Below are 13,665 nucleotides of genomic sequence, written 5' to 3'. Positions count from 1 at the left end.
TTTAAAAAATTGGCGTATCTTACATGTATGAAAAAGTTGAACTGATTAAAAAAGTACGGTACTTTTTTGACACCATCTGACACAACTAGCCTCCAAATACCTATCAACCATTCTTCAAAGTAAAAAAATCACAGAGATGAATGAAATACACTATGGTAGAATATACAATAAATCCCTATTCATATTTTCTATTTTTACATTACTTCTAATATTCTTTGTAATGCAACCTGCATTGGCAATTTCGCCTGGAAATGGCGGTGTTAATACAAATACCAAGTCTGTGGTAACAACGCTTCCTATCCTTTCCAAACCTGCAACAGTAAATAATCTATCTGCGGCAAATGCTGTTTCCAGCACAAACACCTGTCCCTGTATCGTGTTCAGGTTGGATGGTGTACAAGGGTCATACTTGTCTGATATCCAAATGAAAATCATGGATGTATTTCAAAAGAAAAATGCAAGTCTCAGTATTGGAATTACTGGTTATAATCTCACCCAAGATAGTAAACTAGTCTCATATCTACAAAACAATCTCAAACCGGGACACACAGCTATCGAGATGGCAAATCATGGTTGGAGGCATGAGGACTTTGCTACCATGGGCCTATCCCAACAGATCACCTTGATGAATAAAACTAATCAAGAATTAAACAAGATGTTTGGCAAAAAGCCAAATGCGTTTCTTGTACCATATGGTATGTATGATAATGACACTCTAAAGGCAATAAAACAACTGAAAATGAACGTAATCAGCTCTAGTATGTGGAGCGAGGACAAATTTGTTTTAGTCAAGGGAAAAATAACTGCAAATAAAGATTCGCTAGGACTATACCACATCCCATCGATGACTGAATTTGAATCTGATACTGGGAATGAGACATATTGGACAAACATTCCAAAAGATAGGGTAATTGATAGTATTAATTCACACATCACAAAATATGGATATGATGTATTTTTAATACATCCACAGAATTTTGCAACACTTGTAAATGGTCAATACATCAACACTGTTGATACAACACATCTTGATGAACTTGCAAGTATAATCGACTATGTCAAATCAAAACACATCCACATATCGACAATTTCTGAAATTGCTGGACTTGATCGTGTAAGTGTTTCACCGGTTGTAAAACCTGTTGCAACTACTCCAAAACCTGTCAATGCCACTGTTTCAAAACCGTCATCTGACGTTGATGTTTCTAATTCAGTAGACTCCACAGAACCGCCAAAAGTTGTAAAATATGTAGAACCAAATGGCTCGTTGACAATGAACGTACAATATCCTAGTGCTGATCCTGCAAATGCTCGTATGTTATCAATGAAAATCTATCGCGATTTTGATACTAAACCTTACATGGAGTTACCAACTGTATCTGATAATCCTTACACCGTAACACTTCCAATGTATCACCAATACAAGATACAGACGTTTGTTAACAGTATGCTTTCAAGTGTAAATCTGGTTACACTTGATAGCGGAAACCAGAATACTGATGTCAATATTCCATGGGGTGGAACTATACTTGTTTCTGCATATTTCGATGATGGGCAAACACCAATTTCTGGTGCTAGTGTATCCATAAGATCTCAAGATAATAAAACGCGAGCAACCGGAGTTACTGGTTCTGATGGGTCTGCAACCAGATTTTCACTCCCATCTACAAATGATGATAGTAATTACTACATCGTTGATGTAAAGATAAACAATCATCTGACGTTCTCATCTGACCATGTGACATTACAGCCTGAAAGTATTAATAAAATCAAACTAGTTGCGCCTTGGCATTCTATGATAGAGAATCTCATCACGGTCAAAGTATACAACCAAACCAAAGTCTTGCCTTCTAATGGACAGACATATGCTGTTCAAATGTATGATGATCAGGGAAACAAATTATCAGAATCTCCAGTTAACATACACGGTGAGGGTTATTTCTGGTCAATGCAAGTAGGGGACTATGTCTTCAAAGTAGTAAAGGCCAGTAACGGTACCGTACTTGGCAATATGTTTGTCACAGTGGATGGTACAAAGAATAACTTTGACATGACAATTCAAAACCATGCATCTACAGCAAAACCGGTCTTGAACTAAATAGTGTGATATGAAAAATACTACATCCAAGAAACTTGATGTTGTTGAAACAGATCTTGATGATCTTGACCAGTTTGAATTCGAAGATCACGACGACTTGAGAGAATTCTTTGATGATTCTGATACAAAGGATCTGTTACTATAATAAATTTTAAAATATAAAAAGAGAATTTGGATTTAGTTCAAGAAGCAAGTTGTCTTATTTAAAATTCAATCTTGTCTTTTTCAGTAAGGAGGAATTTCTTTGATTTTCTTACTCCTTTTAGATCAAACCAGCTTATCTTCAGTGTTACTTTCTTACCTTTGATCTCATCAACTGTTATCTTGTCAGCTATCTTTACAAGTTCGCCTAGTGTTTGACTTGACATTTTTTTACTTGATTTTATTTTTCAATTTGATTCTTGGGACGAAATTTTATACACATGTTGTTCAAAAAATTCCACGCTATGGTGTTTTTCTAGAAAATATGTGATCGATTAAGCTAATGTTATGATAAATCAGCTATGTTGTTGAGTATGCATAATATGCAAAAAATGGTGTGATACTATTTATGCTCCAGGCATCACAGCTAGATAGAAACACCGAAACTACATGTGTAATGATTAACTGTGAATCGGGTTCTGAGGGAAGAATCATTGACGAAATCCGTGAGATACAAGGCGTAAAAGAATGTGTCAGAACAACAGGCCCACATGATATACTGGCTATTGTAGAATCTCATACTGTGGAATCCCTCAAGGAAATCATTGAAAACAAGATCCGCAAGATTCCAAACGTTCATGCAACTACAACCCTTGTCATAGCAACTAGATTCTAAGATTACATTCTATTGCTGTATAACAAAACAAAACTACTTGTGTTAGTGTGTGTTGTTTTATATCATGAAGGCAATGAGTTATAAAAAATTCCGCGAGTCTGATGCTCCATACTATGATACAATCGAAGGCAAAATGTCAAGGACTGATGTCATAAAAAAGCTAGAATCCTTTCTGACTGAAAAACTAGGTGAAGGTCAGGATTTCTTTGATCAATACAAAGTACGTGAAGTCTGAATCTATCTGGTTATGCTATGTGTTAGTTTGTCATGAATCTGTGCTAGGATAAGTTCTGCCTTTTCCTTGTTCTCAAATGTCTCTGCTTTTTCATCCATGATTGCATCAATTTCATAACTCTTGTCAACCAGAACGTTTGCAACATGATCATCTAGAGTGCCGTTACCCATGAGATAATATGCAAACACTGTATTTTTTTGTCCGATTCTGTGCAGTCTGTCTTCTGCCTGTCTGTGTATTGCAGGACTCCAGTCAAGCTCTGCAAATATGACATATCGTGCCTTGCTCAAGTTTATACCAACATTTCCAGCTCGGAGGCCTGCAATGATTAGCTTGGTCTCACCATTTTGGAATCTGTCTATTCCTTCTTGTCTTTCCTTGTCACTCTGACCTCCTATGATTGATGCTGGTGAATACTCTGAAAGGCTTCTGTGAAGTAATTCATGAATTGCCTTGTGATGACAAAATACTACGACACTTTCTTCAATCTCCATTATGTTTTTGACAAACTCTATCACATGTGGAACTTTTGCAACACCTGCTGCCTGTCTCTCACTCTGTATTGCTCTCTTGTATGATGAAAACTTGTCAAAGGCACTTGTTGCACTTTTTTGTTCTTCTTCCAATCTCTCCCAAATTTTGCCAAGTTCTGTTTGATAATAATTGATATCCGAATCAATAAGCTCCTTGTATCTTACCTTGTCTTTTAGTTCTTTTAGAACATCCGATTTTTTTCGTCTCAACATGACATGTTTTCGTAGTTCCTCTCCCAAACTTGCACGCTTGTTCTCAAGAACAATCGCCTTTCCTTTTTCATTTACATAGCAAAAGTATTCACAAAACTCTTCAAATGTCCCAAGAAGACCTGGTCTTAGTATGTCTACAATTGGCCATATCTCTGAACCTCTATTGTAAATTGGTGTTCCTGATAGTCCAACTCTGTATTTTACAGAATCCAGTGCTGCAAGTTTTTTCACAGCTGTGTATTTTTTAGTGGTCTTTGATCTAAGATGTTGTACTTCATCGCATACAAGCGTCTTGATGTTTAGTTTTGCAATGTCATCCATTCTTTTGTGCAACAAATCATAATTTATGATGTAGACGTCATATTTTCCAAGTTCTTGGGCTTTTCCAGTTCTTATGAGAACCGATGATGGATATTCGTTTTCTGAGATTTTTCCATTGCGACTGCGTTTTTTGAGGAATTTCTGGGTTTCTCTTTGCCAGTTGTTAAGTGTTACAAGTGGAGCAACAATCAGTACTGGAAATGTCTGTTTCTCTGTTGCAAGATATGCCAGGGTCTGGACAGTTTTGCCTAGACCCATTTCATCTGCAAGCAATGCGTTGCCATATGATTTTAATAAAAAGTCCAAGCCTTCTCTTTGAAAATCAAGCAGGTTACCACGAAACTGTGAACCTGGGGTTGCCTTGCGGAGTTTTTCTATTCTTGTCCATTTTTTTTGTGGGACAATGACCTTACGAACTTTTCTATGCCATATTGATTTTGATCTTATCTCAAGTGGATATCTATCCATAATCCATTTTATCTTCTCTACGTTTTGGACCGTATCTGGAACGATGGCCTCCTCTGGACCATTACCATACCATGCGTGGGGTATGACGCGTGCTACCATGCTTACTGCCCTGGGGCCGGTTAGTTTCCAAGTCCAGTTTTTTGAATACGTGTCCAAAACGTATTCAAGGGTGCCGAATTCTTTCATAAGCTATAATTCTTCGACATTGGTAAACTCGATTTATGAATCTTTTACTTTGCTCCGTTGATCGCGTATTTTCCCTTTATGGCATCTTTAAATGATTTTTAAAGGAAATATGCCTCTTTTGCAAAGAATTTATGTTTAAAGCAAATAAGTGCCTGAAAAGGTAGTTTTCTTGAAATTATTTTACTGCTTTTCTTCTGAATTTTTTCAATCTTTCTAATCCTAGCGACTTGCCAAAGAACTTTCTTACGTAAAAATATGCAACTCCTGTTGCAAGTACTGCTGATCCAAGAATCGTACCCACAATTGGCCAAAACACGACTTCATGATTTGGATATAGTCCAAAGACCGTAGCTATGGTGTTTGGCACAAGCTCAGCTGTTCCTGCCACTGTCCACCAAATGATGAGTATTGTCACCTTGTTTGTAACTTCGGTCTGAACTACATTGACTCCTGTAGCTACCATCTGCATGACGTTTTCTGACATTTGTATTTGTCTATCTAATCTTCCAAGAATTACCTCAAACTTTGCAAGAATAACTTCGTCATCTGATACCATGTCTGCATCTCCGTGCTTTAGGTTGTGGACCGTATCATATGTAGCCCATATTGCATTCAAAAAAGTCAAAAGTGATGTTCGTACGTTTGATAACTCTAATGAAATGTCTCTTGTAACTTGCCTTGAACCTGCAATATCGATCTCAAATTGTTCTGCTCTTTCAACTATAAGGCGCAATATTGAAAAATTGGCCTCACTTATTTCATCTATAATTCTTGCTAAAAGTATTGTTTGTCTGTCTGCCCAACTGTCTGCTTCTTTTGGAAGTTTTCGTAAAAGCGTCGGAGCATAATTATACAGTCGGGTGATTTTTCCACCATAATCGTCATGAATAGTTACTATCAAATCTTTTTTCATAAAAATCAAAATTGGAGCAGTGATAGTTTTGTTGTTTCCTGGTACGACAAACGGAATCATAAGACCCAATGTTTCTCCTCTATCTTCATAACTTGATACATATCCTGATAATAATACTGATGGCTCCATAGAAATACTCAATTTTTCTAGAACTTTTGGAGTATCTTCTATGATATTATCTACAACACACTCAATCCAAGTAAGGTGCCCAGACGATGTTATTGCAGTAAGTTCCTCAAGATCTACTGTGGGTTTTTTGAATGGTGTTCCATCTTGTAACCCTGCTGCACTAATTGCCTTTATCATGTCTTAGAGGAAAATTTGGACTTATATACACTTATTCGTGAACAAAAACTTACCTCGTATTTTTCATAATCTATATGTCTTGATAAAAAATCTGTTGAAACTAGTCAAAAACAAGACTATTTTTATTATGTTGTAAAAACTGTTGCTGCAAATATTCGTAACGTCTAAAACTATTATGCCATCAAAAGATATGTGAAATACGTCGTTATGTTGGTATTTGTAACTTCTATTCTGTTAGGATCATTTGTTCAACTTGGTAATGCTCAAACACCGTCTGATGCCTCAACACGTCTTGTGCCGTCTTGGATAAAACATACTGCACTACAATGGTCTCAACAAGAGATCTCTGATGATGATTTTACAAACTGTATGAGGTGGCTTGTGGAACATCAGATTATTCCAGTCGAGGATATTGTGGAAGAAGAAGACAATTCTGTCATTCCAGATTCTGTAAAAAAGATTGCATATTCTTGGAATCATGGACAAGTTCCAGATGTTGAATTTATTCATGGAGTTGAGTATCTTGTACGGCATGGGGTGATTGAGCTTGATGATAATTTTGTATCACAATTGAGTCAAGATAGTCTAGCGCAGATCTCTGTACAAAATGATACTAGAAAATCTGTGATGATTATTCCAGTCTTTACTGCGTCTGCATACTCTGAACACGGATTTTACTCGTATTATGATGGTAAATGCAATACCGTCTGTCTAACTTCAGTTATCTATACTCATGCACCCTTGGGATATACTGCAAGTGGAAAGGGCGTTGATGTTTTAGGTTCACTTGGATATTACACTCTTACAGATATTGACGTGGACAAAAATCCCGAGATTTTACTACAATATGACAAGGTAATTTTATTACACAACGAATACGTCACACAAAAAGAGTTTAACGCAATCACGACTCATTCTCATGTTGTTTATCTATATCCTAATGCACTGTATGGAAAAATAACTGTAGATTATAATTCAAATACCATAACGCTTGTACGCGGTCATAATTACCCCGATGTGAAAATACGAAACGGTTTTGACTGGAAATTTGATAATTCTAGATTTGAATATGATACGCATTGTAATAACTGGCAATTCTATAACATTACAAATGGAATCATGCTTGACTGTTATCCTGAAAACCACCTTGCACATAACACAAAATTGCTTAAAGCAATAAAGAACTACTCATGAGTGTTGTTTCAGTATATTCTTGCTATCCTAACATAATAATATGAGTCCCAAACGGATACTGACAATGAAGGTGTTGGTTGATGAGATGTATGATGGATTTGATATCAAGCTAAAAGAGTTTGGTTATGACGCATTTAGCGTAAAAAAACTAATTGCCGAAGGCAAAAAGTTGTCAAGTGACTATTCTGTGATAAAATATGCTCATGAGAATGGGATGATTGTTGTAACAGAAGATGTGGAGNCGCATTTAGCGTAAAAAAACTAATTGCCGAGGGCAAAAAGCTATCAAGTGACTATTCTGTAATAAAATATGCGCATGAAAATGGGATGATTGTTGTAACAGAAGATGTAGAGATTGGAAATGCATGTAAAGAAAATGATATCCGATGTGTGTTGCTTGACAGTGAAACAATATTCCGAATAATCTTGGAAGAACTAACCCAGTACAAAGAGCGTTAACTGCTTTCTTGCTTGCCGATTCTTTTTTTGGCTATGATGATTATTATAACAATTATTCCTACTATGACTGCACCATCGACATAGTCTGAGTAGTGTCTTATTCTGGTCCACTGGTCTCCTAGCGCTATTCCAACATAGGTTAGCATGGTACTCCATATTATAGAACCTGCAAAGGTGTAAATTGAAAATTTCTTCAAATTCATTTTTGCGACGCCTGCTGGCAATGAAATGTATGTTCGAATTGCAGGCAAAAGTCTACTTACAAATGTGGACCTGTCTCCATATTTCTTAAAGTATGACTCGGTCCAGTCTAAATGGGATTTTTTCAAGAGGACATACTTGCCATACTTGACGATAAATTCTCTACCAAGTTTTACTCCCACAAAATATGCTATGAGAGAACCAACAAGGTTTCCAATTGACCCTGCAAGTATTATCAGAACTGGGTTGAGTTTTCCAGTAGATGCCAAATATCCTGAAAATGGCATGATGATCTCACTTGGGATTGGTATCAGAGCACTCTCTGCTACCATCAGAAAGAATATTCCTAGATATCCTGCATTTGATATTGTTTGTATTACAAAATTTGCTAAATTACTGATGATATCTAACGCAACCATTTGTCAATACGCCTCGTTTTTTTGTTGCAAGCCTGTACCTTACCACATTCCGCCAGTACTGGTTCCAGGTTCGTCAAAATTTCTCTGTGGGGCATGCTTGTGTGCTTTTTTCATGTGTCTATCAAGTCTCACTGGATCATGAAGTTCAAGACCACATTCTTTGCATTTTGTTCCTGTTGCTTCTTCTTTTTTCTTGAAAAGCCCCATGTCCCAGATTACTGATTTGAGATAATATTTCTTACGGAAAAACTCTGTGTATTTATTAAAATTAAGAGGGCTCTGCGTAGAGAGAACCTACGCAGAATAGGTACCAGACGGAAATTTGGTATGCTATGAAAAGTTGTGGATATGTTATATTGATAAGGCTTTACTTTGTGCATTTTATAATGACATATTCAATGGTGTGATTCTCTGCAGCTTGTTTCATCTTTAACATTGATTTGAACAATATGTTTTCTACGTACGATGGGTATCTCTTTAAGATCTCTTGACGGAGGGGCTGGCGATTCTGAATATAATATTCTGCCAAGGGCAGGTATACATTTGAACCAATGAGTTTGATCTCACTAGTTTTGAGACCTGCATTTTGGATTGTTTTTTTGATTGTCTCAATATCATAATGCTCAGAAGACCATGTAAATTTCAATATGCCTATCTTGAAAATACTCATCTTTGATGCTTTTGAGAGAACTGGTATTGCAAGTATGACCGAACCATTCTTCTTGAGAATTCGCTTTGCTTCTAATATAAAATCCTGAATTGGCCTAAAGTGTTGTGCTGATTCTAACGCTATTACTCTATCACAGGATTCGTCAGATATTGGAATTTTTACAGCAGTTGAATTTAACAAGTTTATTTCATGAATGTTATGTTTGTTTGCTGACTTGAGTTGGTTTTTGTTTATGTTCAGACATGTGATTGTGACATCGGGATGGGACTTTTTCCACAGAAATGCAGGCTCTGAAAAACCACTACCGACGTCAAGAACATGTTTTGTTTCCTTGAACTCGGCTAAGTCACCTATCATGTTGCAAAGGTTTGTTTGAGCATCAACTGGATTTTTTGTAGAATCAGTCCAGTATCCAAAATTGAGAAAATTTCCTCCAGTGGAAACCTGCATTAATCCTGAAAGATAATTGTATAAATTCACAACATCACCTTCACCGCGTCTTAGTGTCCACAAAATGACATCTAATGGATTTGGATTGTTCAATATGAAATACTCCGTTCGCTTGGGTCTATTAAGACTCACTGGATTAATCATCAGTTATCTCTCCAAATGATAAAAAAGCTTGAATCAGATAGAACGGCAAACCTTGTAATTTTACTACAATTATCACAAGTTATTATCTTAATCCTGCAGGATTCAAGTCTGTTTTTTAATGACGTCTTTTTTTGTTACTGTTAGATAGACTACTGTAGCTAGTATGGTAACAAGGAAGATCATACTTGTTATTGTAGTTCCCAACCCTAAGCCACCGTTGCTCAAATCTTGTGAGAGATAGTCCCCTATCGAAGCCCCGAGAGGACGAGTCAGAATGTATGCTAGCCAAAATGCCAAAACAGCATTTACCTTGAAAACAAAATGACTTATTGCAACAGATGCAATTAGAACACCAAAAATGATTGCAGAAAGCAAGTAACCAAGGTTTATGGTCTCAGCTAATAGATCCCCTGCAGCGGTTCCAAGTGCAAATGTAAAAAGAATAGCAAGCCAATAAAATGCCTCTCTTCTGGTAGTGAAAATTGTGTGTATTGACAATGTCCTTTCTTTCTTGTACCACACAGCAAAGATTATTGAAAGCGAAACGGCAAAGACTATGGTACTGATAGTCAAAGGTACTCCAAGATTATCAGACAAATTGTCTGTGATGAGAGTTCCTACTATGCTTATTAGAACAACTGCAAGCCAGTAGATTCCTGGAATATATTTTTTGAATTTGAACTGAAAAAATAGTGCTACAGCAAGCATTGCTCCAATGATTAGTGTCACACCATCTAGCCCAAAATTTAAATCGGTATTCAAAAAATCTGCACCTGTCTCACCAACAGTGGTGCATAGGATCTTGATTATCCAAAAGAACAACGTGATTTCTGGTACCTTGTTTAGCATTATTCGAGCACTTGACTGGGTATCTTTATCTTTCATTTTTTTTCACTACGTATGAAGTTAATATTAATTGTTATAATAAACAATACTGGCAACTTTTCCAATTTTAGGTTTTATGATTTTGCTTGGACATATCCTCGCTAATAAAATGAGAAATACGTGGAGGATCCTTTCCAATATGGAATGAAATTGCTCGTTGTTCTATGGCAAGGTCTGCTTTTGTCATGCGCTCATGTTGACGCAAATGCTCAGTCCAAGATTCTGAGGTAAACATCATCACATATCGACTTGGATTTTCAATATCGTGGAACAAATCCCAATTGATTGCACCATCACGTAGTATTACAGAACGTATGTCATTCATAGCAGATTCAAACTCTTGTGAATGTCTTGGGTCAATCTGGAATTCCATCTCTACAAGTACAGATCCTCCTGTATGATCATCAATGTCAATCATCTCGCGAGGCATGTGCCAATGCATTGCGGGAGTCAGATCTACATCCGTCTGTGGTTTTAGTTTGTAGCGAATAGCTAAGGCAAGACCACTTACTAATCCGATAGCTGCTGCAAGTAATGCTATTGGAATTCCAAAGATCTCTCCAACAATGCCCCACACTATGCTGCCAAAAGCTACTCCTCCCCAATACATCATCTGGTGAACTGAGACTACACGCGTTCTTACCCATGATGATACTGAATTGTATGCGACAAAATTCAAACTGGATGTCATGATGATCAAAGCAGTTCCAACTGTAACTATTCCAACAAACAAGATGACTATGCCATGATGGAATGCTATGACCATCATTGCAACCGCATACAAAATTGTTGCACCTGCTACACGTTTTTCTATTGATATGTTCTTTATTCGTGGCACTATCACAAAACCGCTGACCAACCCACCTATGCCAAATGCACCCACCAGAATTCCAAAAAGAATTGAATTTGGGCCTGACTCGTTACGAGCCAAGAGTGGCAAAAGCGATATCACCGCACTACCAAAAATTGTAATTGCANAATGCTCCTATCAAAATTCCAAAAAGAATTGAATTTGAGCCTGCTTCATTACGAGCCAAGAGGGGTAAAAGCGATATCACTGCGCTACCACAAATTGTAATTGCAAAGTCTCGTACCAAGAGTGCACGTACATGTAATGAATGACGCATGTACCGCAATCCTGTACGGATAGCTCCGATTACTTGTTCTGGAGGAAGACGTTTGCTCTCTGTTGGCTTGTTCCATCTGTGAAGAAAAATTATGATGCCAACAAAGGAAAGTGCATTTAGCATAAACACCATTCCAGGTCCAGCTACTGCAACTACCAGGCCGCCAAGAAGGGGGCCAACTGCAAATCCTATGTAAATTGCCNAAAGTGCATTTAGCATAAACACCATTCCAGGTCCAGCTACGGCAACTACCAGGCCGCCAAGAAGAGGACCAATTGCAAATCCTATGTAGATTGCTACACTAAACAGAGTCATTGCGGCAAGAGCAATTTTCTTTGGTACAAGCTCAGTTTGAACTACGATATTTACAGGTAAGCTCATTGCATTACCCAAGCCGAGCAATAAAGTAAATACCACAAGAATTGAGGATGTTGTAACACCGCCAAATGTAAGAAAGCTTAAGATCACAGCTACTGCAAGTGAAAAATATTGTGTGGCAAGAAAGAGCTTGCGTCTGTCCACGATATCTGCAAGGGCTCCTGCTGGAAATGCAAGTAGGAATATAGACAAACTTGTCATCACTTGCAAAAGGGCGACAACAAAAGGAGATGGAGCAAGTGATGTCATCAGCCAGCCGGAACCAACAGTCTGCATGGAGGCACCTATGTCTGATGCAAACATTGTAACCCATAGGAATCGATATAACGTATTTTTTAGAGGACTCTCTGACAAAGTGTTCGTGTTATTATTCATAAAATATCACACCTAAACATATTCTACAATCAAATGTATAAAGTAGTTCATTCTGATTTTTCTACTTATGACAGCCGCAATGCGATAATTCATAACAACTCTTACTACAAAATACCTGATCTTTTTATTTGACCTGAAATGATTTACGGTGTGGAAAAATGCGATTCACGGACAAGGGCATACAAAAACGGAAAGAATTTGATCAATGCAGAGAGATTGCAAAGACACTATCTTCTAAAATGGAAGAAAAAATAAACCAAACAGGACAGGTTGGGTGGAATGAAATCTTGGAATCTGCAGAACATGATGAATTAGTGTACAAGCTTACCCTGAAATATCTTCGACAAGATGGCTATGATATTGGGGACTGGAAAAGACCGCTTGTAGTCAAGACCACCTAGGGTTTTACCGCGCAGCTCTCATTTTGAGACTTTATCTTCTTTGCCATTATGATTGGAGTCACAAGAAGAACTGGGATTGATATTGCGATAAATATTGTCTGAATTTGAGCCTCAAAACTTGTTAGAAATAACGTGAATGTTGTTGCGCCTGCTCCAAACCCGAAAAGCATGGTAAAGATAGTTCCGGCACATGTAGGGCATCCTACAAATAATCCTGTCACTGCTCCGAATGCACCTAGTTTTCCTCCACTCTTTGCGATGGAAAATACTGTTGACGATAATGCAAAATTCAAGCCAACCAAGAATGATACTGTGACAAGTAACAGTAGGTTTAATGGAATTATTTGCAGTCCAACATGTTCTGTGAAAAATGCAAAGATCATTGGCATGTATCCTGGAAAGTCACAGCATGGAGAGAGTTCTATATGGGGGGGTTTAGGAAATCCATAGTCTGTTGCGTTGATATCTGGTTTGTAAATTATTGTCCCTGATGTTAGTGCAAAAAATAATCCATATCCTATTGCACTGATGATAAAAATCTGTTTTGATCTCTTGTTGTGTATTGCATTTGCAATAATTGATGAAATGCTCGAGTCTGCTGATGTGATCTTTGTCTTGTACATTTTGTACAACCCCCAGCCAATTGCAGCAAACGATGCAAGCAAGACAAGATATGTTGCAACTGCAAGGTTCTGTAAGGCAGGCATTGCAGCAGGTGTAATTATCAAGTTGTTATTTTTGGCATATGCAAAAAATGATACCGCAATAGCTAGAAAACCGACTAGTATGAGTGCTAGATGTGAACGGCCTGATGTCACTTGTTTTTCCACTTGTAAAAAATTCTTGTCCTGACATTAAATTCTATCTCATAT

General features: G+C 37.4%; 18 protein-coding genes and 1 pseudogene. 7 read left to right on the top strand and 12 right to left on the bottom strand.

All coding sequences use genetic code 11. The features are described from left to right. Positions 1-150 precede the first annotated feature (150 nt). Positions 151-357, bottom strand: a complete 207-nt coding sequence (locus DYY66_RS11940) for a hypothetical protein (protein WP_166289732.1) — start codon at positions 355-357, stop codon at positions 151-153. Positions 358-409: 52 nt separating this feature from the next. Here DYY66_RS11940 and DYY66_RS11935 point away from each other — a divergent pair, with 52 nt between their 5' ends. Both DYY66_RS11935 and DYY66_RS15155 read left to right on the top strand, forming a co-directional pair. Continuing rightward, positions 410-2,098: a polysaccharide deacetylase family protein gene (locus DYY66_RS11935; protein WP_166289729.1), complete on the top strand. Its 1,689-nt coding sequence runs from the start codon at positions 410-412 to the stop codon at positions 2,096-2,098. A gap of 10 nt (positions 2,099-2,108) precedes the next feature. Beyond that, positions 2,109-2,243 (top strand): hypothetical protein, encoded by a 135-nt coding sequence (locus DYY66_RS15155; protein WP_255496473.1) that lies wholly within the window; start codon positions 2,109-2,111, stop codon positions 2,241-2,243. Between the two features lie 58 nt (positions 2,244-2,301). On the opposite strand, the gene DYY66_RS11930 is transcribed toward DYY66_RS15155, so the two are convergent. Next, entirely contained in the window at positions 2,302-2,466 is a 165-nt protein-coding gene (locus DYY66_RS11930; RefSeq protein WP_166289726.1) for a hypothetical protein, read from the bottom strand. Positions 2,467-2,648: 182 nt separating this feature from the next. On the opposite strand from DYY66_RS11930, the gene DYY66_RS11925 reads away from it, so the two are divergent. Beyond that, entirely contained in the window at positions 2,649-2,915 is a 267-nt protein-coding gene (locus tag DYY66_RS11925; RefSeq protein WP_166289723.1) for an Lrp/AsnC ligand binding domain-containing protein, read from the top strand. A gap of 73 nt (positions 2,916-2,988) precedes the next feature. Then, positions 2,989-3,150 carry a hypothetical protein gene (locus DYY66_RS11920; RefSeq protein ID WP_218583740.1) on the top strand — a complete coding sequence of 54 codons (162 nt, stop codon included), beginning with the start codon at positions 2,989-2,991 and terminating at the stop codon, positions 3,148-3,150. 2 nt (positions 3,151-3,152) lie between these two features. On the opposite strand, the gene DYY66_RS11915 is transcribed toward DYY66_RS11920, so the two are convergent. Together DYY66_RS11915 and DYY66_RS11910 are read right to left on the bottom strand one after the other, a co-directional pair. Further along, on the bottom strand, positions 3,153-4,871 hold the full coding sequence (locus tag DYY66_RS11915; RefSeq protein ID WP_166289717.1) for a DEAD/DEAH box helicase: 1,719 nt from the start codon (positions 4,869-4,871) through the stop codon (positions 3,153-3,155). A gap of 175 nt (positions 4,872-5,046) precedes the next feature. Beyond that, on the bottom strand, positions 5,047-6,090 hold the full coding sequence (locus DYY66_RS11910) for a CorA family divalent cation transporter (protein ID WP_166289714.1): 1,044 nt from the start codon (positions 6,088-6,090) through the stop codon (positions 5,047-5,049). A gap of 192 nt (positions 6,091-6,282) precedes the next feature. Between DYY66_RS11910 and DYY66_RS11905 the strand changes: the two genes are divergently transcribed. Together DYY66_RS11905 and DYY66_RS16730 are read left to right on the top strand one after the other, a co-directional pair. Beyond that, a complete protein-coding gene (locus DYY66_RS11905; RefSeq protein ID WP_166289711.1) occupies positions 6,283-7,284 on the top strand; it encodes a N,N-dimethylformamidase beta subunit family domain-containing protein in 1,002 nt (333 codons plus the stop codon). 40 nt (positions 7,285-7,324) lie between these two features. Continuing rightward, positions 7,325-7,525: pseudogene (locus tag DYY66_RS16730) on the top strand (DUF5615 family PIN-like protein); the annotation flags it as partial. Positions 7,526-7,739: 214 nt separating this feature from the next. Here DYY66_RS16730 and DYY66_RS11895 read toward each other — a convergent pair. From DYY66_RS11895 to DYY66_RS16715, 7 genes are all read right to left on the bottom strand, one after another. Continuing rightward, positions 7,740-8,363 carry a DedA family protein gene (locus tag DYY66_RS11895; protein ID WP_166289705.1) on the bottom strand — a complete coding sequence of 208 codons (624 nt, stop codon included), beginning with the start codon at positions 8,361-8,363 and terminating at the stop codon, positions 7,740-7,742. Between the two features lie 39 nt (positions 8,364-8,402). Next, positions 8,403-8,570 carry a hypothetical protein gene (locus DYY66_RS11890; protein ID WP_166289703.1) on the bottom strand — a complete coding sequence of 56 codons (168 nt, stop codon included), beginning with the start codon at positions 8,568-8,570 and terminating at the stop codon, positions 8,403-8,405. 160 nt (positions 8,571-8,730) lie between these two features. Beyond that, positions 8,731-9,576 carry a class I SAM-dependent methyltransferase gene (locus DYY66_RS11885; RefSeq protein ID WP_255496472.1) on the bottom strand — a complete coding sequence of 282 codons (846 nt, stop codon included), beginning with the start codon at positions 9,574-9,576 and terminating at the stop codon, positions 8,731-8,733. 153 nt (positions 9,577-9,729) lie between these two features. Continuing rightward, the gene (locus DYY66_RS11880) at positions 9,730-10,512 is read right to left on the bottom strand and encodes a hypothetical protein (protein WP_166289698.1); all 783 of its coding nucleotides are present in this window, start codon (positions 10,510-10,512) and stop codon (positions 9,730-9,732) included. A gap of 67 nt (positions 10,513-10,579) precedes the next feature. Continuing rightward, positions 10,580-11,479, bottom strand: coding sequence for an MFS transporter (locus DYY66_RS16725; RefSeq protein WP_394352657.1), 900 nt, complete (start codon positions 11,477-11,479; stop codon positions 10,580-10,582). Between the two features lie 11 nt (positions 11,480-11,490). Next, positions 11,491-11,831 (bottom strand): MFS transporter (locus DYY66_RS16720; protein ID WP_394352656.1); only part of this gene is annotated, 341 nt, incomplete at its 3' end. An 11-nt stretch (positions 11,832-11,842) separates the two neighbouring features. Further along, positions 11,843-12,392, bottom strand: a 550-nt coding sequence (locus DYY66_RS16715; RefSeq protein WP_394352654.1) for an MFS transporter, incomplete at its 3' end; no start/stop codon positions are given. A gap of 158 nt (positions 12,393-12,550) precedes the next feature. Between DYY66_RS16715 and DYY66_RS11865 the strand changes: the two genes are divergently transcribed. Beyond that, positions 12,551-12,793, top strand: a complete 243-nt coding sequence (locus DYY66_RS11865; protein WP_255496471.1) for a hypothetical protein — start codon at positions 12,551-12,553, stop codon at positions 12,791-12,793. Here the strand turns inward: DYY66_RS11865 and DYY66_RS11860 are convergent. Continuing rightward, positions 12,790-13,623, bottom strand: a complete 834-nt coding sequence (locus DYY66_RS11860; RefSeq protein WP_166289689.1) for a hypothetical protein — start codon at positions 13,621-13,623, stop codon at positions 12,790-12,792. The genes DYY66_RS11865 and DYY66_RS11860 overlap by 4 nt on opposite strands. Positions 13,624-13,665 lie beyond the last annotated feature (42 nt).

The sequence above is a fragment of the Candidatus Nitrosotalea sp. FS genome (assembly GCF_011319475.1).
Lineage (GTDB): Archaea > Thermoproteota > Nitrososphaeria > Nitrososphaerales > Nitrosopumilaceae > Nitrosotalea.
This window is presented reverse-complemented; position numbering and strand designations above follow the sequence as displayed.